Source organism: Ruegeria sp. ABM4_193 (assembly GCF_056158705.1).
Genome location: NZ_JBSWTT010000001.1, coordinates 2,659,318 through 2,683,623 on the forward strand (window position 1 = coordinate 2,659,318; position 24,306 = coordinate 2,683,623).

Below are 24,306 nucleotides of genomic sequence, written 5' to 3' on the forward strand. Positions count from 1 at the left end.
TCCAGCGTGTTCAAAGGCCAAGCACCGGAGGGAAACACTGTTGAATTTGATGATCCCGATACCCTTGATACTGGCGGCTTTACTGCCCGCCTTTCTGGACCGGTGCTCCGGATCCGATTCCAGCGTGGCTTTGGGCGTACTGGCGCGCGACCGGGTGGCTCTAACCGCGACAGCCAGCGAAATCGTCGTCGATTTGCCTATTGCCGAAGGCGCCGTGGTCAGGGCAGGCGACACGCTGGTTCAGCTTGACCCCACACTGCAAAGCGCAAAGCTGGCGCTGGCGCAGGCTGAACTGGAAAAGGCACAGGCCACGCTTCTGAAACTGCAGGTGGGGCCGCGCGAGGAAGAGATTGCGATAGCCGAAGCCAAAGTCGCGGGCGCTGTTGCGCGCCTTTCCGATGCCGAAGCCATTTATGACCGAAACGCCAGACTGGTCGAGAACTCGGTCGTGACCGAAGCGCAGGTGGCAAATGATCTGGCCCTGCGCGATTCTGCGCGGGCAGAACTGGCCAGCGCTCAGCAATCGCTGAAAGAGCTGCAGAACGGCACCCGCCCCGAAGACCTTGCGGTTGCCGAAGCCAACGTACGGGCCGCCGAAGCGTTGGTTTCCGCCGAGCAAACCGTTTTGGACGACTTGACGGTTACGGCCACCCGCGACGGCGTGCTGGATTCCCTGCCGTGGAATTTGGGTGAACGAGTAACATCCGGCAGCCCGGTTGCCGTGATGGTCACGGGCCAGACGCCTTACGCGCGCGTCTATTTGCCTGAGCCGCATCGCGTCAGTCTGAAACCCGGCGATACGCTGGAAGTGCGCGTTGATGGGTTGGCCGATCCTTTGGACGGCGTGATCCGGTGGATCAGCGACGACTCGTCCTTCACCCCCTATTACGGGCTGAACAAGGACGACCGAACCCGGCTTGTCTATTTGGCTGAGATTGACCTGCCCACCGCATCCCCAGACCTGCCCGCCGGAGTACCCGTGCAGGTCCCTATGCCATGAGTGATATCGTCGTCTCGACGCAGGGTCTGACTCGCCGGTTCAGAGAAAACACCGCCGTTAACAATCTGGACCTTGAGATCAGAAAGGGTCAGATTTACGGGTTTCTCGGCCCCAACGGCTGCGGCAAGACAACGACCATGCGCATGTTGACCGGCCTGCTAACCCCCAGCAGTGGAGCGATCTCGGTTTTGGATCGGTCGATGCCCGAGGCGGCTGAGCCGCTAAAGAACGAGATCGGGTATATGACTCAAATCTTCTCGTACTACCGCGACCTGACAGTGCTGGAAAACCTCCGGTTCGCGGCGGATATCTATGGCATTCCAGCGAAGTCGGCAGCAGGCCGGATCGACGAGCTGCTTCATACTTACGACCTGACGGCCAACGTTCATCAGCTCAGTGGCAGCATGAGCGGCGGACAACGACAAAAACTCGCCCTTGCGGCGACAGTCTTGCACCGGCCGAAACTGCTGTTTCTGGACGAACCGACCTCGGCTGTAGATCCCGAAACCCGTCGAACGTTCTGGGAGCAGCTGTTTGACCTTGTAGATCAGGGTGCAACAATGATCGTGTCGACCCATTTTATGGACGAGGCCGAGCGCTGTCACCAACTGGCGATCCTACAACACGGCGTGAAAAAGGCAGACGGGTCTCCGCGCCAGCTTATGGATGATCTGCAGGCTGATGTTGTCGAGGTTGAAGGACCGGACCTGCGCAAGGTCAAACACGCGTTGGACGGCCAGTCCAAGATCCTGTCGACCGCGCAAGTCGGATCGAGGCTGCGAGTGCTGGTAGATAAATCCGAACCTCAGCCGGTGGACATGTTGCGCGGCCGACTTACTGCGTTTCCCAACCTGTCGCTGACCCCGCAGCGACCAAATCTGGAAGACGTGTTCGTCAGCGCCACACGGGGGCCAGAACAGTGATCTCGCCACGCCGCATCACTGCTGTTCTGAAGAAAGAGCTGCTGCAACTGCGACGAGACCGGATGACCTTCGCCATGGTCATCATGATCCCGCTGATCCAACTGCTGCTGTTTGGCTATGCGATCAACACCAACCTTCGGCACGTGCCCGTGGCGCTGGTGGATGAGTCGAGAACCGAGCTGTCGCGTACGCTGGCACAGATAGTTCAAGCCACACAGGTTGTTACCATCACCGAAGAGCTGACCACCCCACAGCAGGCCGAACGCGCGATCACCGAGTCCCGCGTGCGTGCCGCGCTGATCATCCCTAGGGACGTTAGCCAACGCCTTGCCCGCAGCCCGTCCGTCGGGCTGGGCTTGGCCAACGCAACCGACCAAACAAGCAGCCGACCGGTTGCACATTGGATCGTCGATGGCTCGGACACTATGGTGGCCAGCGCAATCAAATCCCTGCGCATGATGCCTTTAACAGAACTGCTGAAACAAGCACCAAATCGGCAGGTGCCGACGTTCGAGGTAACGCTTTACTTCAACCCCGAGCAGCGGTCGGCGGTCAATATCGTGCCGGGTCTTGTCGGCGTTATCCTGACCATGACAATGATCCTGTTCACCTCAGCGGCCATCGTCCGCGAACGCGAGCGAGGTAATATGGAGATGCTGATCAACACCCCAATCAAGTCGATCGAACTGATGATCGGCAAGATTATCCCCTACATTTTTCTCGGCCTGATACAGGTCGCAATCATCCTCGGCCTCGGGCACGTCCTGTTCGATGTCCCGATAAACGGCGGATTGGGCACGTTACTTGTGGTGACCTTGTTGTTCATCATCGCCAGCCTGTCGCTTGGACTGGTGATTTCCACGCTCGCGCAGAACCAATTGCAGTCGATGCAGATGACCATCTTCGTCCTATTGCCCTCGATCCTAATGTCGGGCTTCATGTTCCCCTTCGACGGTATGCCACAACCCGTCCAAATGATCGCACAGGTCCTGCCGGCAACCCACTTCATGGACATGATCCGCGGCGTGGTCCTGCGTGACGCCTCGCTATACGAGTTGCGCTGGGGAATTCTCTGGATGATCGGATTTGCGGCATTCGGGTTGCTGGCGGCGACTCTAAGATTCAAGAAACGGTTGGGTTGAAGACGGCAAGGCCCGGAATACTGAAAAAAAACTTCTGTTACGACCTGTACCCAAGACATTGCAAAGTCAGCTTTCTGCGCTCTGTTGCGATTGGGGCATCACGCTGCATCGCTCAAAGTGGGCTCGGAGCAGTCGTTCCTTGAATTCAACTAAACGTCCGCTCTGCGGACAAAGCTGACATTACGGACCACTGTATGTAGTCGTCTTTTTCCTACAAAAGACCGCCTGAGCGGACCTATAAATCGTTCGACGTGCAGCGGAAAGCCTTGACAGAAATCGCTTTTTGGGCGCGCGGTCTGTACGTGAGTAGTAGAAACGGCTCCCAACGTTTATCGGGAGCCGTGTTTATTGAATAGGGGAGTCTTTGGGAAGTCAGGCGTGTCCGCCACCGATCAAGCCGATACCCGAAGTCAGACCGAACCAAGCTTTAACCCGCAATCCGACTGCCTTGATTATTCCCATAGCCTGGATCCCGTGGGCGACAAGAGTTCCTTCCATTTCACCTTCAAAATTGGTGGTGTAGGACTGGACGATGCAACCGCTACCCGGCACCAAAAGTTCGCGGTGTTCTGGGTGCACCAGATCGAGATGCACAACGATCTGACCCCGTTTCGCCTTTTCACTGGGTTCAATCAGGCGACCGCTGGGCGCAAGCTGGCCGGAAGAAATCTGCTCCTGAATTCGGACGATCCTTGCCGGAAGAACAGTATTCCGCATCGAAATGTTGAAGTTGCTTTCGCACGCCACCTCTGCGGCCATTCCCTCGTACAGTTCGGTGCGAGAAACCTGCGAGAAACCAGCAACGATACGCCCTTTTTCTGAGTCTTTCCGTTCCGGTACAATCAGCATGGCTGGGCTCATTGCGGCTTGCGCTGCGCGCGAACCAACGTTCAGGGTGACTTGTTCAACTACACCGTCGACTGAGCTGAGAGTCAGAGTTTTTGACAGCTCCACTTGAGCCTGCTTCAACGATGCACGCGCTGATGCAAGTTGGGCTGGCAAAACAGCCGTTGCCTGAACATGTGCCACTCCAAGTTGCGTTTCAGCAGCCTCAACCTCTGCCTCTCGTGTGCTCAAGGTTGACTGGGCACGTTCCAACTGGCTCACTTGAAATGCCGCTGAGCCTTTTGCTTGAAGTGCCTCGTGATCCATAAGTATCAATTCGGCCTGCTCTCTAGCGGTGATCGCGGCATCTAGAACGGCCTGCGCGGTCTGGACTTGCAATTCAGCAGCCAGTTTCGCGCTTTCTATCTCTTCAACTTTGCGAGTTGCGAGTTCTACGGCGGCTTGTTCAGACGCGTTCTCGACGGCAAACAGCGGATCGCCCGGTTCTACCCGATCACCGCCCTTTACATAGATATCTGTGACGGTTCCACCGTTCTCGGCAACGACCGGAACAGTTCTGAAAGGCACGAGGCCAGTGTAGGATTTGGGGTAGTAGTAGAACACGGCAAAGAACACGATCAGGGCCAGGACGAACCACATGAAGAGCGCCCGGTGAACATTGTACAGGGTGACTGGCAGCCCGCGCCATTTCAAATAGATCACGCGCAGGACAAACGGAAAAGATGTGACGAGAAGCTCAATCATTTTACTAACTCCTCTTTCGACGGACGCCACCACAACATGAAGTCGCGGGCGATTGCGGTCAGGATTAGGGCGCCCGGCAGTAGACTGCTGAAGTGGCTCAGGGCAGGCATCAACTCATACGCCAAGGCGACAGTGAGCATCGTCGGAATTGTTGTACGCAGCGGAGTGCCGATTGATTTGTGTTCAGTGTAACGCTCAAAGCGCGCATAGAGGTGTACGACCAGCAGGATCGCAAGGGCGAGAACGACCAAGCCGACCCATGCATAGGTGTCGGTTTGATTGGGCGCGACCCACCATCTGGGGTCGCCGCCAGCGGCAAACGCCGGAGTTGAGATGACGCCAAGTATTGGCGCTATCAGGAACGCGGGTGGTTTCATATTTCAGCTCCTTTTGTTGCGCAGCCAAGCTGCGCGAGTAGATTTTCTGTGTCTTGAGAACGTCAATTCTCGGTTGGTTGTTGTGCGGGTTCTGGGGGCTGTTCCTGCGGGGCGTAGGGTGGATCCCAACGACGCCCGTTCGGTGTTTTCTCGCCAAGTGTCGAACCGTGCAGACCGTGGATATTCCCCCCGGACCACTCGTGCTTGGCGGAGTTTTGGATTGCCTTCAGTACGCGATAGTACCTTGCGAAGTAGATCATGGTCGTTTCCTTTTTGATGACCCGGACCTAACCGTCATCGCGCTTGCGATCCTGAGCGTTCTGGACATTTGTTATTGGCTTCTGGACAATTGCAGTGACTGCAGGGAGTTGCGTGCAAGTTAGGGGAGGACGTAACAGTGCCACGCATTAGCGCTTACAGACTGCAAAACGTTGGGCTGCGTTATTCGCAAGAACCTGGCGCGCGCATTCCGTTTCCTGAAGTTCTGGAAATGGCTGGAGCGCCTTCGGATGTACTCGACAGCCCCGACGCCACTGTCGAGTTGCTTCATGAGGCGGGTGCGGTTGAAACTGCGTGCCGGGTTTTGGAGGATAAAACCTTTGCGGCGCGGGTTGGGCTTTCGGCGCAAGGTCCCGGAACACTTCTGGCCTACATCGTGCGGGCAGCCGAAACGGTGAAAGACGCGCTAGCCTTGACGCAACGCTTTTATGCAATGCAGGATCCTGACTTGCGTCTTGACGTTGTGGGGGCGCCCGAAGAGCCAAAGATCACTCTGGAGAGCAGTGTAATCCCGGCGCATCAATACCCTCGCCACCGTGAAATGCTGATATTCGGTCTTTATAAGCGAGTTCAACAAATCACCTCTGGCGGGCTCGCAGCAATCTCGATCGAGTTGGAAACGGACGATACCGAGCACTGCCGGCTGCTGGCCGAATTGGCCGAATGTGAAGTCTCAGGTTTCAAGTCCGGATACGCCTTGGCTTTGCCCCCAAACGGCATGAGTTTTCGGATACCAACGGCAGACCCCACTCTATTGGGGCATTTACGTAGGCACGGGGAAGAACAACTGAAGGCGCAGCCTGATGCAGTCCGCAGTCTGTCCGACCGCATTGTAGATATGCTCGGGGAGCGTCTTCCCGGACCGATACCAAACGGCGACGATATAGCCGGAGAGCTTGGACTGACGCGGCGCACTATGACCCGGCACCTGTCGGCCGAGGGAACAAGCTTTAAGTTGCTCTTGGAAGGGGTGTTATGCGACCTGTCCAAGCGTATGCTTCGTAGTGGTGAGGGTGTTGCCCGTGTTGCCTTCATGCTTGGGTTTGCGGATCAGGCCGCCTTTTCGGTGGCGTTCAAGCGATGGACAGGCGAAACGCCCGCCAGGTTCCGCAAAGCTGGTCGCTAAAGGGCTTAGCGCCAAAGGGCGGAAGATGTCCAAGATCCACAAAACCTTGTCCCGTCTCCAAAAGAAAGCGGGCCATCGGGTCACCTAGTTCAATGGCACACAGCAGCCGCGGTGGTTGCTGACCCAGAACAAGGATAACCCTATGAAGACCTCGAATAAGAAACTCTTTATCGCCCCGATCTCCGGCGCGCTTCTAATCACCATGGCAGCCACGGCTCAGGCCGACTACGTCACCGACAAAGCGATCAAGGGCGCAGTTGTCGGTGCCACGATCGCCGGTATTGCTGGCGAGAACATTGTAGGTGGCGCTGCCGCTGGTGCCGCAGTTGGCGCCGTGGGTGGTGCGATCCAGAAGGACAACTTCGAAGACGCGCAGGACGAAGCCCAGGAGCGCCGCGACGACTTCAAGGAAGAACACAAAGACTGGAACGACTAAAGTTCGACCGCCAACGAAACAGAAATAGGAGAAACACAGCCGAACAAACCCGACCGGTCAGCATGCCCTGTTAGCATCCAGACGCAGTTTGACTGACCATCCGCACAGAACTCGCACAGTTTCTGATAGGTTGCCATTCGGCTCGAGAAACGAGCCGGGTGGCAACTTTGTTTTGGACCCTCGCCCGGTGGAACACGCACCAAGTACGCAGCGAATTGATTCAATACATCACGAGAAAGGATAGAACTATGCGCAACACGATTACAAATCGCCGCCAAGTGCTTCTGGGATTGGCAGCAGCCTCGCCATCCGCAGCAACGACAACTGAAGCCAGCGTGCCCGAAAACCCAGAGCTTGTCCGTTTGGGCAACGAAACAGCAACGATTGAGCGGAATACCTCGCCGCCCATTCAACAGCACAGTCGGTCTATCATAAAGACATGGAGAATTGGCTACCCACCCATAGGCGGGGGGCGGGGTCCGATCTAGATGGAGGTGTCCATTTACTTATGCACCAGATTTCCGGCTGAAAAAGGCGCTTGAGATACGCCGCCCACATGACAACGCACCCTGTGGTCACTGTACCAAGCCGGGATTTACAGGAGGGGCGGCTTTTCCGTCAAAAAGGTCGTGGTGCAAGATCGTCGGCAATCCCGTCATAACTACAGTCGGGCATTGATCCATTCCCATGTGTCTTTGCTCAGCCACCCCTGATGCTCACCGTTATTCATTTTCGACACCAGAAGTCGGTCGTTCGTGTCCAGCTTCTTGCGCAGATGGGCGTCGACTTGATCGGCGCTTTGATTTGTAGAAATAAACCTTACCAACTCCAAGCCAGAGTCTGCTTTGTTAGTGTAAGTTTCCAATTGCTTGATAAAAGCGCTACGAGCAGCCGCGTAATTTGACTTCTCTTTGTTCAAATTCCACGTAACCACATAAACAGCCATAAGATTCTCCTATAGTATCAAGATGATACTAAACATTTTAGACGCGAGCACTAACGGAAAGTTTCAACTATGTAGTTGGCGTTTTGTTTTGCGCAACTCTCACGCTCATTTGCATCGAAGAGTGCGCTGAGAATCGCGGCCCCTGTGGCTGACAATGTCGGCCTGTGCGAAATGTCTGCTATATGTCTGATCGCCTGACCGGCAGCAGGATTGCGCGGCCAGTTTGCCCGCAACTAATTGATTTTTAATGTTTAAATGGTGCCCCCACACGGACTCGAACCGCGGACCTACTGATTACAAATCAGTTGCTCTACCAGCTGAGCTATAGGGGCATTGGCAGTCGATTACTTCCTCTGGCGGGGGACTGCAAGCCTCATTTTCAACTTGAACTAGGGTATTGTCCGTTTTCCTGAGAAAGTGCAAAAAACCACACAGGCAGAAACACCGCATACGTCTGGTAAAGTGAAGGACATGTGCAAGGCTGGGCACATTGGCTGGGGGTACGGAAGACGACATGCGGGTAATCATTCATGCCGGTGCAGCCTTTGCCGATGAAGGCAACATTTTGTCGTCGCTTGTTGCAAACAGACAGATGTTGGCTGAGATGAAGACTGCTCCGATGGGCCCGCGCATGTCCCGACAATTCGTCAAGATCATGTCGGATGCACTGATCCATGGGACATCGATCGAAGAAACGCGGGACAGTCTGGCCCCTCTTTTTCCACAAGACGTCAACCTAGAGCGTGTAATTTTGTCGAGCGACAAGTTCTTTGGGCCCCGACGGACTGCATTGCAACATGGTCAGATTTATCCTTTTGCGGGACGGCGGGCAGCCTTTACCGAGACCCTTTTGGAAGGCGCGCAGCTTGAGCTGTTTGTCGGCCTGGTGAACCCCGGACTTTTCATTCCCAAAACGCTGATGTCCATTCACGAAGACCACCGGCGAGATATTCTGGCCAGCACCGACCTCAGTTGCCTCAGTTGGCTCAGCATGATCGAAGACCTGCGCGAACTTGCGCCTCAGTTTAAACTGACCGTATGGGAAAACGAAAATCTACCTCTGATCTGGGGAGATATTATCCGGGCTATGACGGGGTTGCCGATTGAGACCCTCCTTGCCGATGAGTATTCCTTTTTGTCGTCGCTTTTGACCGATGCAGGGCAACGACAAGTGCAGGAGATCCTTGGGCGGCGCACACCCTTGGATTTGCAAGGCCAACGCGAAGAATTGGCGCAAGTCCTCGAGGATCTAGCGCGCCCCGAGCAGGTTGAGGAAGAGTTGGATTTGCCTGGGTGGAACACGGACATATTTGACGCGTTTACAGAGCTTTATGCGCAGGACATGGCAGCCATCCGCACCATGTCAGATATTCGCGTGTTGTAACCTTCGATCACCGTATCAGGTAGCACCTCAGATGCCTGCCTCTGATCCGTCATAACTCCGATTTATCCGTCATAACGTCAAAATACCTGTACGTTTCGTCACATTTCACCCTGCCACCCGAACAGCCTGCGAACCATCGTTAAGTGAGGCATAAATTGGGAGGCAAAGACAGTAATGTCCTGGAATGTGTGTATCGTAGGCGCAGGCAAAATCGGGCAGATGATCGCGACCCTGCTGAAAGCATCGCCAAATTACACCGTGTCTGTTGCGGATCACGACCTGAAATCACTAGCCGAAGTTGCAAAGCTTGGTGTTCCCACAAAGCAGGTCGACGCCAGCGACCCGCATAGTTTGGCCGCAGCTCTGAACGGTTTTGATGCCGTCATTTCCGCAGCACCCTTCTTTTTGACACCAAAGATTGCTGAGGCGGCCCAAAAAGCAGGCGCGCATTACTTTGATCTGACCGAGGATGTGGCTGCCACGAACGCTGTGCGCGCCTTGGCCGAGGGCAGCCAGACCGCGTTCATGCCGCAATGCGGGCTGGCGCCGGGCTTTGTTGGAATCGCGGGGGCATCTCTGGCCGCTGAGTTTGATGAAATCGACAGCCTGCACATGCGCGTGGGTGCACTGCCGCTCTATCCGACCAACGCGTTGAAATACAACCTGACCTGGTCAACCGACGGGCTGATCAACGAGTATTGCAACCCCTGCGATGCCATCGTGAACGGCCAACGGGTCAAGACCGCGCCGCTGGAAGACTACGAGATTCTGGGACATGACGGCGTGGAATACGAATGTTTCAATACTTCGGGCGGGCTGGGCACATTGCCCGAAACGCTGGAAGGTAAGGCGCGGTCGGTCTCGTATCGGTCGATCCGTTATCCCGGTCACTGCGATATTCTGAAACTGCTGTTGCATGACCTAGGACTGGAACGTCGCCGCGATCTGCTGAAAGAGATTTTCGAGTCCGCCCTGCCCCGCACCGATCAGGACGTTGTTCTGGTCTACTGCACCGCCAAGGGCATGATCGACGGCGCGCTGCGTGAGAAATCATTGATAAACAAAAGCTTTGCCCGTGACATCAGCGGCCAGACCTGGAGCGCCATTCAGGTCACGACAGCCGCAGGCGTTCTGGGTGTTGTCGACCTGATGCGCACGGGTGCGCTGCCTTCGAAAGGCTTTGTCCGGCAAGAGCAGGTGAAGCTGCCCGACTTCCTGAACACTGAATTTGGCGCGCTCTATCGCGCTGGTGATGCAACCCCTCAAAACAAAGCGGCTTGAGACATGAAAGACGTTGTAATGACAGCAGAAACCACACTTTCGAAACTGGACCTGACTGTGGCTGAATTGACCGGCGGCACCTTGCAGGTGACGTCTCCGATCGATGGTCGTGTATTGGCCGACGTACATGAGACGCCCGCCGCTGAGATGAACTCGATCATCGCCCGGTCGCAGGCTGCGTTCAAAGCCTGGCGCGTGGTGCCCGCACCGCAGCGGGGCGAGTTGATCCGGCTGCTGGGTGAAGAACTGCGCGCAGCCAAAGACGATCTTGGAGCACTTGTGAGCTGGGAGGCCGGCAAGATCACGTCCGAAGGTCTGGGCGAAGTGCAAGAGATGATCGATATTTGCGACTTTGCCGTTGGTTTGTCGCGGCAGCTTTACGGTCTGACCATCGCGTCCGAGCGTCCGGGCCACCGGATGATGGAAACCTGGCACCCTGCCGGGCCGGTCGGTGTCATCTCGGCCTTCAACTTCCCGGTCGCAGTCTGGTCGTGGAACGCGGCGCTGGCGATTGTCTGTGGCGATCCGGTGATCTGGAAACCGTCCGAGAAGACACCGCTGACTGCAATGGCATGCCAGAAGATCTTTGAACGCGCTCTGGCTCGTTTTGGCGACGCCCCTGACGGTCTGTTGCAGACCGTGATCGGCGGCGCGGCTTTGGGCGAGGCTATGGTTTCAAGCGAAGATGTACCCGTGATCTCGGCAACCGGCTCGACTCGCATGGGTCGTGCGGTGGCGCCCATCGTGGCGGCGCGCTTTGGCAAGTGCATTCTGGAACTGGGTGGTAACAACGCGATGATCGTTGGCCCCTCGGCAGATCTGGAAATGGCCGTGCGCGCCATTGTGTTCTCGGCCGTTGGCACCGCAGGTCAGCGCTGCACAACCTTGCGCCGCCTGATCGTTCACAACTCGATCAAGGACGAATTGGTGGCCCGCCTCAAGAAAGCTTATTCTGGTTTGCCCATCGGCGACCCAATGGCTGAAGGCACTCTGGTCGGGCCTTTGGTGGATGAAGCCTCGGGCGCAGCCATGACAGCTGCGCTGAAGGCGGCAGAGGGTGAAGGTGGTAAGGTGTTCGGCGGCAACCGCGTGACCGAAGGTGTCCCCGGCGGCGTCTATATGGAACCCGCGATCGTCGAGATGCCCGGACAGTCCGATACTGTGAAGACCGAAACATTTGCGCCTATCCTTTATGTCTTGGGCTATGAGGATTTCAACGAGGCCATCGAGCTGCAAAACGATGTGCCACAGGGGCTGTCTTCTTGCGTGTTCACCCTGAACATGCGCGAGGCCGAGCAGTTCCTGACCGCAGCCGGATCCGATTGTGGCATCGCCAACGTCAATATCGGGCCATCAGGGGCCGAGATCGGCGGCGCGTTCGGCGGTGAAAAGGAAACGGGCGGCGGACGTGAAAGCGGCTCGGACGCGTGGAAAGCCTATATGCGTCGGCAAACAAACACAGTGAACTACTCTGCTGAATTGCCTCTGGCACAGGGTGTGAAGTTCGACATCTAAGACCTGTGCAACTCACAAAACAGCAGCCTTAGAAATCAAAACAAGGTGGCCGCATCAGGAGGGCAAACCCGGTGCGGCCTTTTTTGATCCTCATAGCTACCCGGCTGATCGCCGTTGCTTCGACTGTTTGATCAACCAGTTCGAAAAGAGCTGAACCGCTTCATTTTTCTGCCCTGTTGGAAAAGCGACGTAATACGCGCTGCCCGACATGTTCGCGATCTGACCAATCTCGACAAGCGTTCCCGAGGCCAACTCGGCCTCGATCAGATAAGACGGCAGGATCGCAGCCCCCAACCCGGCCACGGCCCCCTCGATCAGCATCGAAAACTGATCAAAACGCATACCTGGGAACACAGCACGCGCATCCAACCCCAGACTCGCATGATAATCTGACCATTGCTGGGACCGAGACGTGAGATGCAACAGCGGAAGATCGAACACATCTTGTTTTTCCTCCAGCCCAGCGCTGCCCACCAGTGCAGGCGCAGCCGTGACCACCAGATGTTCCGGGAACAGCTTGCGCAGCGTGGCACCCGGCCAGTCTTCGTGACCAAAGTGAATGGCAACGTCCACGCGTCTTTCTTCCAAGCTAAATGGCGTCGTATAGGAATGAAGGTCCAGTACTATCTCGGGATGTGACGCTTTGAAATCGGCCAGGCGCGGCACCAGCCATCGCGACGCAAAGGTAGGCAGTACAGCCATGGTCAACAGCGTTGCACCATCCCCAGCAGCAATGGCGCGGTTGATCGTGCCGCTAAGGCGTTCAAGATCACCTGCCAGTTCCTCGCGCAACGCGCGTCCTGCCTTGGAAAGGCGCACCGCGCGCCCGACACGTCGAAACAACGTGACACCAATCGCCGCCTCCAACTCGCGCACCTGACGACTGACCGCGCCCTGCGTAACGCCCAGTTCCTCTGCCGCCATGGTATAGCTTTCATGGCGCGCGGCGGCCTCAAAACTGCGCATCAGGGCAAGAGACGGAAGAGCGTTAATCCTGGGCATGACATCCATGAGCGTTAGTCACAGAAAAGATACCTATTGAGGTGTTTTTCTCAAGTAATTTAGGCATTAGTTTCATGCTGAATTTCAAAGGAAATGCCATGTTGTTCCAACGTGCAGAGCGGCTAAACGGGATCGAACTCTCTGAGATCGTGCAGATTTCCGAGGGTGCTGCCCGTTTACGCGCGGATGGCCGCGATATTGTGGCGCTGTCAACGGGTGAGCCGGATTTGCCCACGCCGCCACATGTGGTTGAGGCGGCCCACGCCGCAGCGCAAGACGGGAAGACAAAATACCCGCCAACCGCAGGTATCCCCGATCTGCGTAGCGAGATCGCCCGGCAGGCAAGGGTCGAGATGGCACAGGTCATCGTGTCGACCGGTGCAAAACAGGTGATTGCTAATGCCATGCTGGCCAGCCTCAACCCCGGCGACGAGGTGATCATGCCCGCGCCCTATTGGACCAGCTATTCCGATATTGTTCGCATGGCGGGCGGAACGCCGATTGTCCTACCCTGCCCGATGCAACAGGGTTTCAAGCTACTGCCTGAACAGCTTGAGGCCGCGATCACGCCCCGTACCCGCTGGCTGATGCTCAACACACCGTCGAACCCGTCCGGGGCCATCTATTCGCAAGATGAAATCGCCGCGCTGTCCGCCGTTTTGGCACGGCACCCGCAGATTTGGGTTCTGGCGGATGAAATCTATCAGCACCTCAGCTTTGTCCCTTTCACCTCGGTAGCCGAAGCCGCACCAGAACTTACCGAACGCATGTTGGTCGTCAATGGCGTGGCCAAGGCTTGGTCCATGACTGGCTGGCGCATCGGGTGGGGGATCGGACCGGCCGAATTGATCAAGGCGATGGTGGCAGTGCAAGGTCAGGTGACCTCGGGCGCGTGTTCGATTTCGCAATGGGCCTCTTTGGCGGCCATCACCTGTGACCCAAGCTTACTGGAAGAACGCCGCGACCTGTTCGCCCAACGCCGTGATCTTGTGGTTGCCGGGCTGAACGCGGTTCCTGGATTGCGTTGTGACGCGCCAGACGGGGCCTTTTATGCCTTCCCCTCTTGCGCGGAATTGCTTGCAGATCGCGGCGGACCCTTCAAAAATGATGCGGACTTTTGCGGCTGGGCCCTGGAAGATGCCGGTGTCGCCCTTGTCCCCGGTCGTGCTTTTGGCTTGCCCGGACATTTCCGCCTGAGCTTCGCTTACGCCCAAGATACAATTGTAGCTGGTCTTGAACGCCTTAAATCAGCTGTAGAAAGGAAACTCTCATGAAACCACAATCCCGCCCGCAGCTTGGCCCCTTCACCTGGGAAGACCCCTTCTTGCTGGAAGATCAATTGGCCGAAGACGAGCGCATGGTGCGCGACGCCGCGCGTGCTTATGCGCAGGACAAGCTGCTGCCGCGCGTGACCGAAGCCTTTGCCAAAGAAGAAACCGACCCTGGCATATTCCGCGAAATGGGTGAGATGGGGCTGCTGGGCACCACCATCCCCGAAGAATTCGGCGGCATCGGGTCTAGCTACGTGACCTATGGCCTTGTGGCGCGTGAAGTTGAGCGTGTCGACAGCGGATATCGCTCGATGATGTCTGTGCAGTCCAGCCTTGTGATGTACCCGATCTATGCCTACGGCACCGACGAACAACGCCAGAAATACCTGCCGAAACTGGCCAGCGGCGAGTTCATTGGGTGTTTTGGCCTGACCGAACCCGACGCAGGTTCGGACCCTGGCGGGATGAAGACCGTCGCGAAAAAGACCGAAGGCGGGTATGTGCTAAATGGCTCGAAAATGTGGATCTCGAACGCGCCAATCGCGGATGTGTTTGTGGTCTGGGCCAAGTCCGAGGCACATGATGGCAAGATCAAAGGCTTTGTTCTGGACAAGGGCATGGCGGGACTGTCTGCGCCCAAGATCGAAGGCAAACTGTCACTGCGCGCCTCGATCACCGGTGAGATCGTGATGAACAATGTCGAAGTCTCAGAAGATGCGTTGTTGCCTAATGTCGAGGGGCTCAAAGGGCCGTTCGGCTGTTTGAACCGCGCGCGGTATGGCATTGCCTGGGGCACCATGGGCGCAGCCGAAGCTTGCTGGTACGCCGCACATCAATACGGGATGGATCGCAAGCAATTCGGGCGGCCTTTGGCGCAGACCCAGCTGTTCCAGTTGAAACTTGCCAACATGCAAACCGAAATTGCGCTTGGCCTGCAGGCCGCCCTTCGCGTGGGTCGCCTGATGGACGAAGCCCGCGCCGCGCCCGAGATGATCAGCCTGATCAAGCGCAACAATTGCGGTAAAGCACTTGAGATCGCGCGCCACGCCCGTGACATGCATGGCGGCAACGGTATCAGTCAGGATTTCCACGTCATCCGGCACATGGTCAATCTGGAAACGGTGAACACCTATGAAGGCACCCACGACGTACACGCGTTGATTTTGGGGCGCGCGCAAACGGGCCTGCAAGCCTTCGCCTAAGGACATTCGATATGGATCGCGCAGCCATTGTGCACGAAAACTTCCTGCGTCGCGTGGCGGCGCAGGATTTCCCCGCAGGTAACGCCCCTGCTGGCCCTTTGACCCAGACCGAGGCCGTTGGGCTGTATCGCGCACAATGCCTCAGCCGGGCGCTGGATCGGCAAAGCCGCGCGATGCAGAAAGCCGGTCAGGGGTTTTACACCATCGGCTCTTCCGGGCACGAAGGCATGGCGGCTGTTGCCGCCGCCTTGCGTCCGACCGATCCGGCCTTTCTGCATTATCGCGATGCTGCCTTTCAAATCGCCCGCTCTGATCAGGTTCCAGGGCAAAGCCCAACCTGGGATATTCTGCTGTCCTTCGCCTCATCCTCTGAAGATCCGATCAGCGGCGGGCGGCACAAGGTACTGGGGTCCAAGGCGCTGAGTATCCCTCCGCAGACCTCAACCATTGCCAGCCACCTGCCCAAAGCGGTGGGCGCGGCTTATGCCATTGGCGCGGCCCGCCGCCATCGCCCCGAACATGCTGACATGCCGGATGATGCGATTGTCTATTGTTCCTTTGGCGATGCTTCGGCCAACCATTCAACCGCGCAAGGGGCGTTCAACACTGCACAATGGACGTCGTTCCAATCGGTCCCTCTGCCATTGCTGTTTTGCTGTGAAGACAACGGCATTGGCATTTCGACCAAGACACCTCAGGGCTGGATCGCAGCCACCTTCCGGAACCGGCCGGGACTGAAATACTTCAGTTGCAACGGGCTTGATCTGTTCGACACATTCCGCGTCGCGCAAGAGGCGGCCGACTATGTGCGCCGCCGTCGCAAACCCGCCTTCCTGCATGTCCGCACTGTGCGTCTTTACGGTCATGCCGGGGCAGATATGCCGACCACCTATCTGCCGAAGTCAGAAGTTGAGGCAGAGGAGACCAACGATCCCCTGCTGCATTCTGCCCGCCTGCTGGAACAATCCGGGGCGATGCAGCCCGAGGACGCCTTGGGCGTCTATATCGACACCTGCGCACGAGTCGCTCGTGTCGCAGACAAAGCCGTCACTCGCCCGCGACTGAAAACAGCAAGTGACGTGATGGCCAGTTTGATCCCGCCCACGCGTCCCTGCGCGCAGACCAATGGCCCAAGCCCAGAGCAAAGAGCCGAAGTTTTCGGCAGCGATCTAAAGGCGCAATCCGAGCCTCAGATCATGTCGCGCCTGATCAATTGGACACTGACCGATCTGATGCTGGAGTACGGCGAAATCGTGATGATGGGCGAAGATGTCGGACGCAAGGGCGGCGTATATGGTGTGACACAAAAATTGCAGGCCCGCTTCGGCCCCGACCGGATGATCGATACTTTGCTGGACGAACAATCGATCCTAGGTCTTGCCATCGGTATGGCGCAAAACGGATTTGTTCCGATGCCGGAAATCCAGTTCCTGGCCTATCTGCACAATGCCGAAGACCAGCTGCGTGGCGAGGCGGCCACCCTGCCCTTCTTCTCGAACGGGCAATACACCAACCCGATGGTCGTGCGTATTGCCGGGCTGGGATACCAGAAAGGCTTTGGCGGGCATTTCCATAACGATAACTCGGTCGCAGTACTGCGCGACATTCCGGGCCTGATCCTAGCCTGCCCGTCGAACGGCGCTGATGCCGCGCGGATGCTGCGGGAATGTGTCCGTCTGGCGCGCGAAGAACAGCGGCTCGTTGTCTTCCTTGAGCCCATCGCGCTCTATCCGATGCGGGATTTGCACGAAACGGGCGATGGTGGGTGGATGCAAACCTATCCCGACCCTTCCGAGCGCATCGAGTTAGGGGAGGTCGGCGTAGAAGGTGGCGGGGACGATCTGGCCATCGTGACTTTTGGCAATGGCGTCTATCTCAGCCACCAAGCGCAAAAGGCGTTGCAGGCGGATGGCATCAAAACCCGGATCGTTGACTTGCGTTGGCTGTCACCCTTGCCAAAGGATGCGCTAACCCAAGCAGTTGCCGAAGCCAAACGTATCTTGATCGTTGACGAAACCCGCCATCATGGCGGTGTGGCCGAGGCCCTGATGGCCCATTTCCACGAAACGGCAACTGTGCCACTGGCCCGCATCACGGCCGAAGACAGCTTCATCTCAACCGGCCCGGCCTATGCCGCCACAATGCCGTCCAAAGACAGCATCGAGGCCGCGGCGCGGCGCCTGATGGAGACTGAGGTATGAGCAAAGGAAAACAGACCGCCGTTGTCATCTGCCCCGGTCGGGGTACGTATAATAAATCCGAACTTGGTGTGCTGGGGCGGCAATTTTCGGACAAGGCTCTGTTGTCGCGGTTCGACCAGATGCGCAGCGCGCAGGGACAAAAAACTCTGACTGCGCTGGACGGCGCGGCACGGTATTCGGTTGCGAAACACACACGCGGCGACAATGCATCAGCCTTGATCTATGCCGCTACACTGGGCGATTTCCGCACCATCAACCCTGAAAAGATCGACGTGGTGGCGGTGACGGGAAACTCGATGGGTTGGTATTCGGCCCTGGCCTGCGCGGGTGCGCTAACCGCCGAAAGTGGGTTCGAGGTGGTCAACACCATGGGCACGCTGATGCAGGACAACATGATCGGCGGGCAACTGGTTTATCCATTCCTGAACGCGGATTGGCACCCGGATCCTGTCCGCAAGGCTAAGCTTTTGGCTCTGGTCGATCAGATCAACGGAACGGGCGCGACGCTGACTCTGTCAATTGATCTGGGTGGAATGCTTGTGCTGGCCGGGGATGAGACCGGGCTGGCCGCGTTCGAAAAAGCCGTACCGGTGGTACAGGACCGCTTCCCCCTGCGCCTTGCCAATCACGCGGGCTTTCATTCACACCTTCAAGCCCCCGTGGCCGCACAGGGTCGCGCGCAGTTGGGCGCAGACCTTTTCCAACAGCCGAGTCTGCCAATGATCGACGGTCGAGGCCAGATTTGGTGGCCTGGGGCTTGCGACACAAACGCTTTGTGGGAGTATACGCTGGGTCATCAGGTCACGGAGACCTACAACTTCACCCACGCGATAGCGCAGGCCGCACGTGAGTTCGCGCCTGACCTGTTTATTGTCGCGGGTCCGGGCACCACGCTGGGCGGTGCCGTGGCACAATCCCTGATCCTAAGCAACTGGGACGGGCTGAGCGCTAAGGCATCTTTCCAGAACAGGCAGCGCGAAGAACCACTGCTGGTTTCAATGGGTATGGATGATCAAAGGGCGCTGGTCACTTAACCTGACGCCCGATCTCAAACGGGGCCAATAGCCGAGAGTTATCGCTGGCTAGAGGCTGACAAGTTTATGCTGTCCGTCAGCGCCCAGGAAACTTGTTTGACCAGACCCGAAAGCCGCTTGAAAGGCCTTGTCCGTCTTGGCCCATTCCAAAAGTGCCTTGGCTTCTTTCAACGCATCCGGCCCCGTTGGTGCAGCAGCAATCGCCGCGAGGATTTGCCGAAGTTTCGAGTTCTTGTCTGCGACGCTTGAACCAACCTCAAGTACAAGACCAACGACCGGTGGCGGGGTATACACATAGTCCGCATCGGATTGCGCCGCGATACGGGCCTGCAGGGCCGGAACGATATCGACTGTGTCATGGACATAGGTCCAACTGGTAGACAGCCCCTCGATCATGGGGTTGTCGGTCCCGGCCAGCATTGTGATCGGCGTGGTTTTGTAAATTACGATTGGTTTTCCAGCCGCATAGGCAATGGAAAATTCAACAAGACTGCCACCGTCAGGCACACGCCCATCCATGTTGAAGACCAGACATGTGCACCGGCCGATTAACTGATAAATATCCAGCGAATAAGTGACTTTGCGCACGATCGAGAGCGCAATTTGCCCTTCCTGCGAAGAAATCTGGGGATCAAGAAGCAGCGCCATTAACTTGCCCACTTCAAGCCCGTCACGCTGCGGCAAATAGGTTGTGAACCCTCCGGCTTCTAGCACGGCGGCAATGTTCTGCTGCTCCCAAAGGTCCCCGACGCTGAACATCGGCCCCGAGCAATACACGATCTGTTCTGACATTTGAAAAAGCTCCACAAATTGACTTCAGGAATTCACAGAAGCGAGGACACGGGATGCCTTTTGCGCATCCACAGTGTCAGTCCCAGGCTCAAGTGCTTTTAGGACAGTCGCCAATCGATTTCGGGTGGTCCGATCCTCGGACCCAAGCACATCGTCCAGGGTTAGTAACGCGCGCAATTCCAACGAGCGGGCGTGGTTACCGCGTGCCAAGTCCACGGCTTCGGACACGCTTTCAACCGCCGCTGTGCGGTCGCCCATTGTTGCCTGAACCACGCCCAACAATCGTTTTAGTTCAGCGTCCCAGAAATGCTGACCCAACATCGCCGACATCTGGCTGCCCGTTTGCAACACACCCAACGCGATCTCGGGGTTGCCCTGATCTGCCTGCGCGCTGGCCATAATGGAAAAACCCAATCCCACAGCGGATTGGCTGCCGCTGCCCGACAGAATTCCAAGCCCCGCTTCTATGTCTTGCAGACGTTTTGCAGGCTGATCGACTTTTTGACCAGCGCGCAGCAACAGGCACAACCCTTGCCAAAACGGTATCCCAAGGTTGGCGCAGAACAACACTGTTTCGTCAGCAACCTCGTATGCGAGTTCTTCATCCCCGCGGTAGTGGTGAATAAGTGCCAAATAAGACTGGGCTGCAGCAAGGCTCAGGGCGGATTCAAGCCCCTCGGCAAGAGCGACACCCTGACGGGCCCGTCTCAGTCCGGTTTGCGCGTCCCCTAACCACCAATGCGACGCCGCTGCAGCCCCATAGGCGACAACGCCCTGATCGGTTCCAACACCATATGTTACGTTTGCAAAGTCATCAGGTTGATAGAGTGAGACCGCCGTTTCGGCATGATCCAGCGCATCTTTCACATCGCCAATTTGAAACTTTGCATTCGCAAGCGATGAATGCGCCCGAAGCATACCAATGCGATGGTTGGCAGGTTCTGACCACGACAATATCTGAAGTGCAAAATCGCAGGCCTTTGCGCAATCGCCTTTGCCAATCCAATATGCGGCCAGACCATTGAGCGCCGATGACCGCTCATCGTAATCCTTCAGCGTTTCCGCAATGCTCAGGGCGCGTTCCCAAACCGGTACAATTTCATCGGATCCAAATCCACGCACACCCATCAATGCGTTGCCCAACAGTATCTGCAACGACAGTTCTGAATTGTGGCGTTCGGGCGTTTCCGAAGCACCCTCCAACGCTTCCAGAGCACGTCTGTACAGTGTCGCGGCATCCTCTACCGCAGCCTGCTTTGCAGCACTCCGCCCCGCTTTTTTGAACCATTCTGCGGCTGGCGTGAATTGTTCGGACGCCAGAAGGTGATAGGCGACGACAGACGGGTTCAAGTCACCCTGTCCGCTGAATTGCGTCATCAACTGATCCGCCGTCGCTGCGTGAAGGGTCTTGCGCCTTTGCCGCAGCAACGTGCCATAAGCACCGTCGCGTGTCAGAGCATGGCGGAAGAAATAGCTGCCCGGTTGACCCGCATGACGCCGGATCAGATCAGCATCCAGCAAAACATCAATTGATGCATCCAAACCTTCCGCATCAAGTTCAGACACCGCCGCAAGCAGCGTCTGATCAAAAGCCTGCCCCAAAACCGCAGCAACCTGAGCAGTGCCTTTGGCGCTCATGGGCAAGCGATCAAGCTGTTGCATGACAAGGCCGTCGAGCGACGTAGGAATGAGAGATTGGTGCCCGACCTCGTCACGCAGCGCTTGCCGTGTCAGTTCTTCCAGAAACAGCGGCACACCCTGCGCCCGCTCAATCAATTGCTGAATGTCTTCGGTGTTCAGACGCTGCGCAGCGTCAATCGCGCGAATAAGCTGGTGCGCCTCTGAATTTGCAAGTGACGACAGCTCAATCACACGACCAATCAACTTTTTGTCGATACCGTGTTTGGCGTTCCGCGACGTGACAAGGCACAACAGCTTTGCCGGCGTTTCCCTCTGCAACATCAGATTTAGCAAGTCGATCGTTGTTGCATCGCTCCAATGCAGATCCTCGCATACCAAAACAACAGGGCGTTGATTGGACAAAAACTCGATCCAGAGAACCAGTGTTTCCAGCGTCAGTTTGCGCAGGCTTTCAGGGCTTTCACTGGCCAAAACCGATAACTCTGGCACCCGGAGTCCCAAAAAATTGGCGATGACGGGAAACGCGTTTTCCGGCCTTTCATCCCAAGCTGCCAACCCCTCGTTCAACCGAAACGCAGCGTCTTCGGTATTCTGTGGGTCGGCTATTCCAAGGCTTTTCAACCCCAACTCGATGAACGGATGCAAAGCCGCGCCGGTTTGCAAAACATCACATCTCGCCTCTAGCCAGGTATGCGGCGTTTCGGACAGACCAGCCTGAAACCTGTCGATCAACGTGCTCTTGCCCACGCCGGGGTCAGCCACAAGGCTAACACTGGACCGTGTGCCGCTAAGCACAGCCTCGAATTCTGAGGTCAGCGTGGATAGCTCTTCCTCTCGTCCCACCAGCGTGCTGAGGGGCCGCGCCACTGATCGCTTCGCTGGCGTGGATTGGCGCAATTGATGAAGAACAACTTCATTCACAAGCCCCTTTAACCGGGCCGGGGGTTGCGGTCGGGACGCGAATTTTCCTTTCAGAAGATGCAGGGCAGATTCGCTTGTAAAGATCGTTCCGGGCGATGCGGCTGATTGGATGCGGGCAGCAACATTCACCGTTTCGCCCAATAGGATATCGCCCAAACCATCGCTGCTTTGCCCCACGATCACGGGTCCGGCGTGGATACCCACGCGCGCTTGTAGTGGCGATTTAAGCCGGGGCTGGCCAACTTGACCCAATCCTTGCAGCATCTCAAAAGCCGCGCGCACGGCCCGTTCGGCATCGTTTTCCTGCGCCTGTGGATATCCAAAATAGACAAGAAGACCATCGCCCAGATAATGGGCAATTTTTCCACCAAATTTCTCGAATGTCCGGCTTCCGAACTTTTGAAACGCCAGCATCAAGTCAGCGAAATCTTCGGAATCCATCCTGGTGCTTAACTCGGTTGAGCCCACAACATCGACAAACGCAAGAACAAGCCGCCGACGCTCACCGCTAAGCCCAGAGTTGTTTTGAGTACCAGCGGAGGTCTTCGCCATAAAGTCACCTGCGCGCAAAAATGAAAAAACATTCTGGTCAAAATCCAGGTATTGTTCAAACAAACACGCAAAGGTGTCACAAGGTCAAGTTTTGTGATAAGTCAACGGAATAGTCAGACCTCGTGTCAAAACACCGATGCGACGCAATAAATCGTAGTTTAAACATGTTTTGGGTGGATTATGGGCGACATCAGATATGTCTGTCTTTCAGATATGCATTTTGGGGCAGATAACAGCATTTTGACGCGCCTGAACGCGACGGACGGCAGTGTTGATCCGATGCACCCCAGCGATGTTCTGATACACCTGGCGAACTGCCTGAGGCACCTCATCAACGACAATTCAGGTGATCGCCTGCCGACACTCATTTTGAACGGGGATATTTTCGATCTGGCCTTCAGTACGGAAAACGTGGCTGCGATGGCCTTTCGCCACTTTCTTGAGCTGACCATGCCGGAAGATCCCGCCGCCCGGCTTTTCGACCCCGAGATTGTGTTCATTCCCGGCAATCATGACCATCATCTTTGGGAAACCTGCCGAGAGCGACAATATGCGGATTGTCTAAGCTCAGCAGATTGGAGCACCGCCCTGCCCCGCCCACCGCACATCACTCCGATGCGCGAACCCGATGGTGTTCCCAGCTATTTTGTCAACGCAATCGCACACAGTCTTCCCTGGCTTGCTGACGTCAAGATCAAAACCGTTTATCCCAATTACGCCATCACATCCGGCGACACGCTTATTGTGGTCAGCCACGGGCACTTTATCGAAGACGCATATCTGATGGTCAGCGAATTTGCGGATCTCCTCTACCCGAAAACAACACCGCCTGAGACGATGGAAGCCTGGGAAGCCCAGAACTTTGCCTGGATTGACTTTGTCTGGTCCGTTCTTGGCCGTTCTGGCCACATCGGTGTCGATGAGGAAAACGTTTACAACACTGAAAACAGCCCCAAGGCGATTGGATCACTGCTGGGCAGTGCAGCCCGAAATCTGGTTCTGAAAAAAGGCGGTGAGACTGGGAAAACACTTGCCAAGGGCGTCGGCGAAATGGTCAGCGCGTTGGTCACTGATTATTTTGAACGCGGGCAGACTGACACGTTGCTCAGCGACGATGGCGCAGGCGTCAAGCGGTTCATGCAGGTTCCGGTTCAAGAGCAAATCAGATCGGAATTTGGCGAGACAGTTCCGTCAAACGTAGCACTTGTTTTTGGGCACACTCACAAGCCTTTTGAAGCAATCATGCCGTTGGAGCATTTCTTTGCCGCAAGTTTCGCCGCCTACAACAGCGGTGGATGGGTCGTGGACAGCCCTGAGGTCAAACCGCTCATCGGAGGCGCGATTGTGTTGATCGACGATGACGCCAACCTTGCCTCGCTGCGTATGTATAACGAGGGTGACGACACCTCGGACTATCGCGTTTCGGTCCAAATCGCCGAGACGACGGACGACGCAGACAATCCGCTGTTTTCACAACTGTCCAAATCCATTGACCCCCAGAACTGGCCTTGGTCAGACTTTTCCAAAGCCGCCGCCGTTGCCGTCAAACAGCACAACACACGACTGGCCAGTTTTCTGAAAAACGCAGGTGATACCAGTTAGCGTCGGCGTGCAGTTGATTGTCGGAACGTCATGAGACTGCTCAGTCTGCGGAAAAGCACCTGCCGACAAGTTTTGCATAGCTGATTGCA

At 56.6% G+C, this 24,306-nt stretch carries 20 protein-coding genes and 1 tRNA gene; 13 read left to right on the forward strand and 8 right to left on the reverse strand.

Features of this window, described 5'->3' with window-relative positions:
* Nucleotides 1-49 precede the first annotated feature (49 nt).
* Genes ACXADZ_RS13295 through ACXADZ_RS13305 form a run of 3 tightly spaced genes read left to right on the forward strand, consistent with a single transcriptional unit; the run spans nucleotide 50 to nucleotide 3,065 of the window.
* Complete coding sequence (locus ACXADZ_RS13295; RefSeq protein ID WP_475198573.1) at nucleotides 50-1,000, forward strand: HlyD family secretion protein; 951 nt, start codon at nucleotides 50-52, stop codon at nucleotides 998-1,000.
* Nucleotides 997-1,923 (forward strand): ABC transporter ATP-binding protein, encoded by a 927-nt coding sequence (locus ACXADZ_RS13300; RefSeq protein WP_475197035.1) that lies wholly within the window; start codon nucleotides 997-999, stop codon nucleotides 1,921-1,923. The genes ACXADZ_RS13295 and ACXADZ_RS13300 overlap by 4 nt, the downstream gene beginning before the upstream one ends.
* On the forward strand, nucleotides 1,920-3,065 hold the full coding sequence (locus ACXADZ_RS13305) for an ABC transporter permease (protein WP_171092625.1): 1,146 nt from the start codon (nucleotides 1,920-1,922) through the stop codon (nucleotides 3,063-3,065). The genes ACXADZ_RS13300 and ACXADZ_RS13305 overlap by 4 nt, the downstream gene beginning before the upstream one ends.
* Nucleotides 3,066-3,437: 372 nt before the next feature.
* Here ACXADZ_RS13305 and ACXADZ_RS13310 read toward each other — a convergent pair whose 3' ends face one another.
* The 3 genes from ACXADZ_RS13310 to ACXADZ_RS13320 all read right to left on the reverse strand — a co-directional run bounded on the left by ACXADZ_RS13310 (nucleotide 3,438) and on the right by ACXADZ_RS13320 (nucleotide 5,292).
* Entirely contained in the window at nucleotides 3,438-4,655 is a 1,218-nt protein-coding gene (locus ACXADZ_RS13310; protein WP_475197037.1) for an HlyD family secretion protein, read from the reverse strand.
* Nucleotides 4,652-5,032, reverse strand: a complete 381-nt coding sequence (locus ACXADZ_RS13315; protein ID WP_475197038.1) for a hypothetical protein — start codon at nucleotides 5,030-5,032, stop codon at nucleotides 4,652-4,654. Before ACXADZ_RS13315 ends, ACXADZ_RS13310 begins: the two co-directional genes overlap by 4 nt.
* Before the next feature lie 62 nt (nucleotides 5,033-5,094).
* Nucleotides 5,095-5,292, reverse strand: a complete 198-nt coding sequence (locus ACXADZ_RS13320; protein WP_475197040.1) for a hypothetical protein — start codon at nucleotides 5,290-5,292, stop codon at nucleotides 5,095-5,097.
* Nucleotides 5,293-5,429: 137 nt separating this feature from the next.
* On the opposite strand from ACXADZ_RS13320, the gene ACXADZ_RS13325 reads away from it, so the two are divergent.
* Nucleotides 5,430-6,437 carry a helix-turn-helix domain-containing protein gene (locus ACXADZ_RS13325; protein WP_475197041.1) on the forward strand — a complete coding sequence of 336 codons (1,008 nt, stop codon included), beginning with the start codon at nucleotides 5,430-5,432 and terminating at the stop codon, nucleotides 6,435-6,437.
* Nucleotides 6,438-6,579: 142 nt separating this feature from the next.
* The gene (locus ACXADZ_RS13330) at nucleotides 6,580-6,873 is read left to right on the forward strand and encodes a hypothetical protein (RefSeq protein WP_475197043.1); all 294 of its coding nucleotides are present in this window, start codon (nucleotides 6,580-6,582) and stop codon (nucleotides 6,871-6,873) included.
* Nucleotides 6,874-7,534: 661 nt separating this feature from the next.
* Here ACXADZ_RS13330 and ACXADZ_RS13335 read toward each other — a convergent pair.
* A complete protein-coding gene (locus ACXADZ_RS13335; RefSeq protein ID WP_475197044.1) occupies nucleotides 7,535-7,819 on the reverse strand; it encodes a hypothetical protein in 285 nt (94 codons plus the stop codon).
* Nucleotides 7,820-8,075: 256 nt separating this feature from the next.
* Nucleotides 8,076-8,151: transfer RNA gene (locus ACXADZ_RS13340), tRNA-Thr, on the reverse strand.
* A gap of 182 nt (nucleotides 8,152-8,333) precedes the next feature.
* Here ACXADZ_RS13340 and ACXADZ_RS13345 point away from each other — a divergent pair.
* The 3 genes from ACXADZ_RS13345 to amaB all read left to right on the forward strand — a co-directional run bounded on the left by ACXADZ_RS13345 (nucleotide 8,334) and on the right by amaB (nucleotide 11,999).
* On the forward strand, nucleotides 8,334-9,203 hold the full coding sequence (locus ACXADZ_RS13345; protein ID WP_475197046.1) for a hypothetical protein: 870 nt from the start codon (nucleotides 8,334-8,336) through the stop codon (nucleotides 9,201-9,203).
* A gap of 174 nt (nucleotides 9,204-9,377) precedes the next feature.
* Nucleotides 9,378-10,484: a saccharopine dehydrogenase family protein gene (locus ACXADZ_RS13350; RefSeq protein WP_475197048.1), complete on the forward strand. Its 1,107-nt coding sequence runs from the start codon at nucleotides 9,378-9,380 to the stop codon at nucleotides 10,482-10,484.
* An 18-nt stretch (nucleotides 10,485-10,502) separates the two neighbouring features.
* Nucleotides 10,503-11,999, forward strand: coding sequence for an L-piperidine-6-carboxylate dehydrogenase (gene amaB / locus ACXADZ_RS13355; protein ID WP_475197049.1), 1,497 nt, complete (start codon nucleotides 10,503-10,505; stop codon nucleotides 11,997-11,999).
* A 96-nt stretch (nucleotides 12,000-12,095) separates the two neighbouring features.
* Here amaB and ACXADZ_RS13360 read toward each other — a convergent pair whose 3' ends face one another.
* Nucleotides 12,096-13,001, reverse strand: coding sequence for a LysR substrate-binding domain-containing protein (locus tag ACXADZ_RS13360; RefSeq protein WP_171091264.1), 906 nt, complete (start codon nucleotides 12,999-13,001; stop codon nucleotides 12,096-12,098).
* Between the two features lie 98 nt (nucleotides 13,002-13,099).
* Between ACXADZ_RS13360 and ACXADZ_RS13365 the strand changes: the two genes are divergently transcribed.
* From ACXADZ_RS13365 to ACXADZ_RS13380, 4 genes are read left to right on the forward strand one after another with little or no spacing between them, the layout of a single operon-like run.
* A complete protein-coding gene (locus ACXADZ_RS13365; RefSeq protein ID WP_475197051.1) occupies nucleotides 13,100-14,275 on the forward strand; it encodes a pyridoxal phosphate-dependent aminotransferase in 1,176 nt (391 codons plus the stop codon).
* Complete coding sequence (locus tag ACXADZ_RS13370) at nucleotides 14,272-15,474, forward strand: acyl-CoA dehydrogenase (RefSeq protein WP_171668919.1); 1,203 nt, start codon at nucleotides 14,272-14,274, stop codon at nucleotides 15,472-15,474. Before ACXADZ_RS13365 ends, ACXADZ_RS13370 begins: the two co-directional genes overlap by 4 nt.
* A gap of 11 nt (nucleotides 15,475-15,485) precedes the next feature.
* On the forward strand, nucleotides 15,486-17,675 hold the full coding sequence (locus ACXADZ_RS13375) for a dehydrogenase E1 component subunit alpha/beta (RefSeq protein ID WP_475197052.1): 2,190 nt from the start codon (nucleotides 15,486-15,488) through the stop codon (nucleotides 17,673-17,675).
* A complete protein-coding gene (locus ACXADZ_RS13380) occupies nucleotides 17,672-18,709 on the forward strand; it encodes an ACP S-malonyltransferase (RefSeq protein WP_475197054.1) in 1,038 nt (345 codons plus the stop codon). The genes ACXADZ_RS13375 and ACXADZ_RS13380 overlap by 4 nt, the downstream gene beginning before the upstream one ends.
* A gap of 48 nt (nucleotides 18,710-18,757) precedes the next feature.
* On the opposite strand, the gene ACXADZ_RS13385 is transcribed toward ACXADZ_RS13380, so the two are convergent.
* Both ACXADZ_RS13385 and ACXADZ_RS13390 read right to left on the reverse strand, forming a co-directional pair.
* Nucleotides 18,758-19,501: a nucleoside 2-deoxyribosyltransferase gene (locus ACXADZ_RS13385; RefSeq protein ID WP_475197056.1), complete on the reverse strand. Its 744-nt coding sequence runs from the start codon at nucleotides 19,499-19,501 to the stop codon at nucleotides 18,758-18,760.
* A 24-nt stretch (nucleotides 19,502-19,525) separates the two neighbouring features.
* Nucleotides 19,526-22,615 (reverse strand): ATP-binding protein, encoded by a 3,090-nt coding sequence (locus tag ACXADZ_RS13390; RefSeq protein WP_475197057.1) that lies wholly within the window; start codon nucleotides 22,613-22,615, stop codon nucleotides 19,526-19,528.
* Between the two features lie 180 nt (nucleotides 22,616-22,795).
* Here ACXADZ_RS13390 and ACXADZ_RS13395 point away from each other — a divergent pair, with 180 nt between their 5' ends.
* Nucleotides 22,796-24,217, forward strand: coding sequence for a metallophosphoesterase (locus ACXADZ_RS13395; protein WP_475197058.1), 1,422 nt, complete (start codon nucleotides 22,796-22,798; stop codon nucleotides 24,215-24,217).
* The last annotated feature ends 89 nt before the right edge of the window (nucleotides 24,218-24,306 follow it).

What these genes read in the sequence shown, in the direction of transcription:
- ACXADZ_RS13320 (WP_475197040.1), bottom strand. Translation starts at nt 5,292, where the DNA reads ATGATCTACTTCGCAAGGTACTATCGCGTACTGAAGGCAATCCAAAAC.
- ACXADZ_RS13360 (WP_171091264.1), bottom strand. Translation starts at nt 13,001, where the DNA reads ATGCCCAGGATTAACGCTCTTCCGTCTCTTGCCCTGATGCGCAGTTTT.
- ACXADZ_RS13370 (WP_171668919.1), top strand. Translation starts at nt 14,272, where the DNA reads ATGAAACCACAATCCCGCCCGCAGCTTGGCCCCTTCACCTGGGAAGAC.
- ACXADZ_RS13330 (WP_475197043.1), top strand. Translation starts at nt 6,580, where the DNA reads ATGAAGACCTCGAATAAGAAACTCTTTATCGCCCCGATCTCCGGCGCG.
- ACXADZ_RS13375 (WP_475197052.1), top strand. Translation starts at nt 15,486, where the DNA reads ATGGATCGCGCAGCCATTGTGCACGAAAACTTCCTGCGTCGCGTGGCG.
- ACXADZ_RS13395 (WP_475197058.1), top strand. Translation starts at nt 22,796, where the DNA reads ATGGGCGACATCAGATATGTCTGTCTTTCAGATATGCATTTTGGGGCA.
- amaB (WP_475197049.1), top strand. Translation starts at nt 10,503, where the DNA reads ATGACAGCAGAAACCACACTTTCGAAACTGGACCTGACTGTGGCTGAA.
- ACXADZ_RS13300 (WP_475197035.1), top strand. Translation starts at nt 997, where the DNA reads ATGAGTGATATCGTCGTCTCGACGCAGGGTCTGACTCGCCGGTTCAGA.
- ACXADZ_RS13310 (WP_475197037.1), bottom strand. Translation starts at nt 4,655, where the DNA reads ATGATTGAGCTTCTCGTCACATCTTTTCCGTTTGTCCTGCGCGTGATC.
- ACXADZ_RS13315 (WP_475197038.1), bottom strand. Translation starts at nt 5,032, where the DNA reads ATGAAACCACCCGCGTTCCTGATAGCGCCAATACTTGGCGTCATCTCA.
- ACXADZ_RS13350 (WP_475197048.1), top strand. Translation starts at nt 9,378, where the DNA reads ATGTCCTGGAATGTGTGTATCGTAGGCGCAGGCAAAATCGGGCAGATG.
- ACXADZ_RS13385 (WP_475197056.1), bottom strand. Translation starts at nt 19,501, where the DNA reads ATGTCAGAACAGATCGTGTATTGCTCGGGGCCGATGTTCAGCGTCGGG.
- ACXADZ_RS13295 (WP_475198573.1), top strand. Translation starts at nt 50, where the DNA reads ATGATCCCGATACCCTTGATACTGGCGGCTTTACTGCCCGCCTTTCTG.
- ACXADZ_RS13380 (WP_475197054.1), top strand. Translation starts at nt 17,672, where the DNA reads ATGAGCAAAGGAAAACAGACCGCCGTTGTCATCTGCCCCGGTCGGGGT.
- ACXADZ_RS13390 (WP_475197057.1), bottom strand. Translation starts at nt 22,615, where the DNA reads ATGGCGAAGACCTCCGCTGGTACTCAAAACAACTCTGGGCTTAGCGGT.
- ACXADZ_RS13335 (WP_475197044.1), bottom strand. Translation starts at nt 7,819, where the DNA reads ATGGCTGTTTATGTGGTTACGTGGAATTTGAACAAAGAGAAGTCAAAT.
- ACXADZ_RS13365 (WP_475197051.1), top strand. Translation starts at nt 13,100, where the DNA reads ATGTTGTTCCAACGTGCAGAGCGGCTAAACGGGATCGAACTCTCTGAG.
- ACXADZ_RS13345 (WP_475197046.1), top strand. Translation starts at nt 8,334, where the DNA reads ATGCGGGTAATCATTCATGCCGGTGCAGCCTTTGCCGATGAAGGCAAC.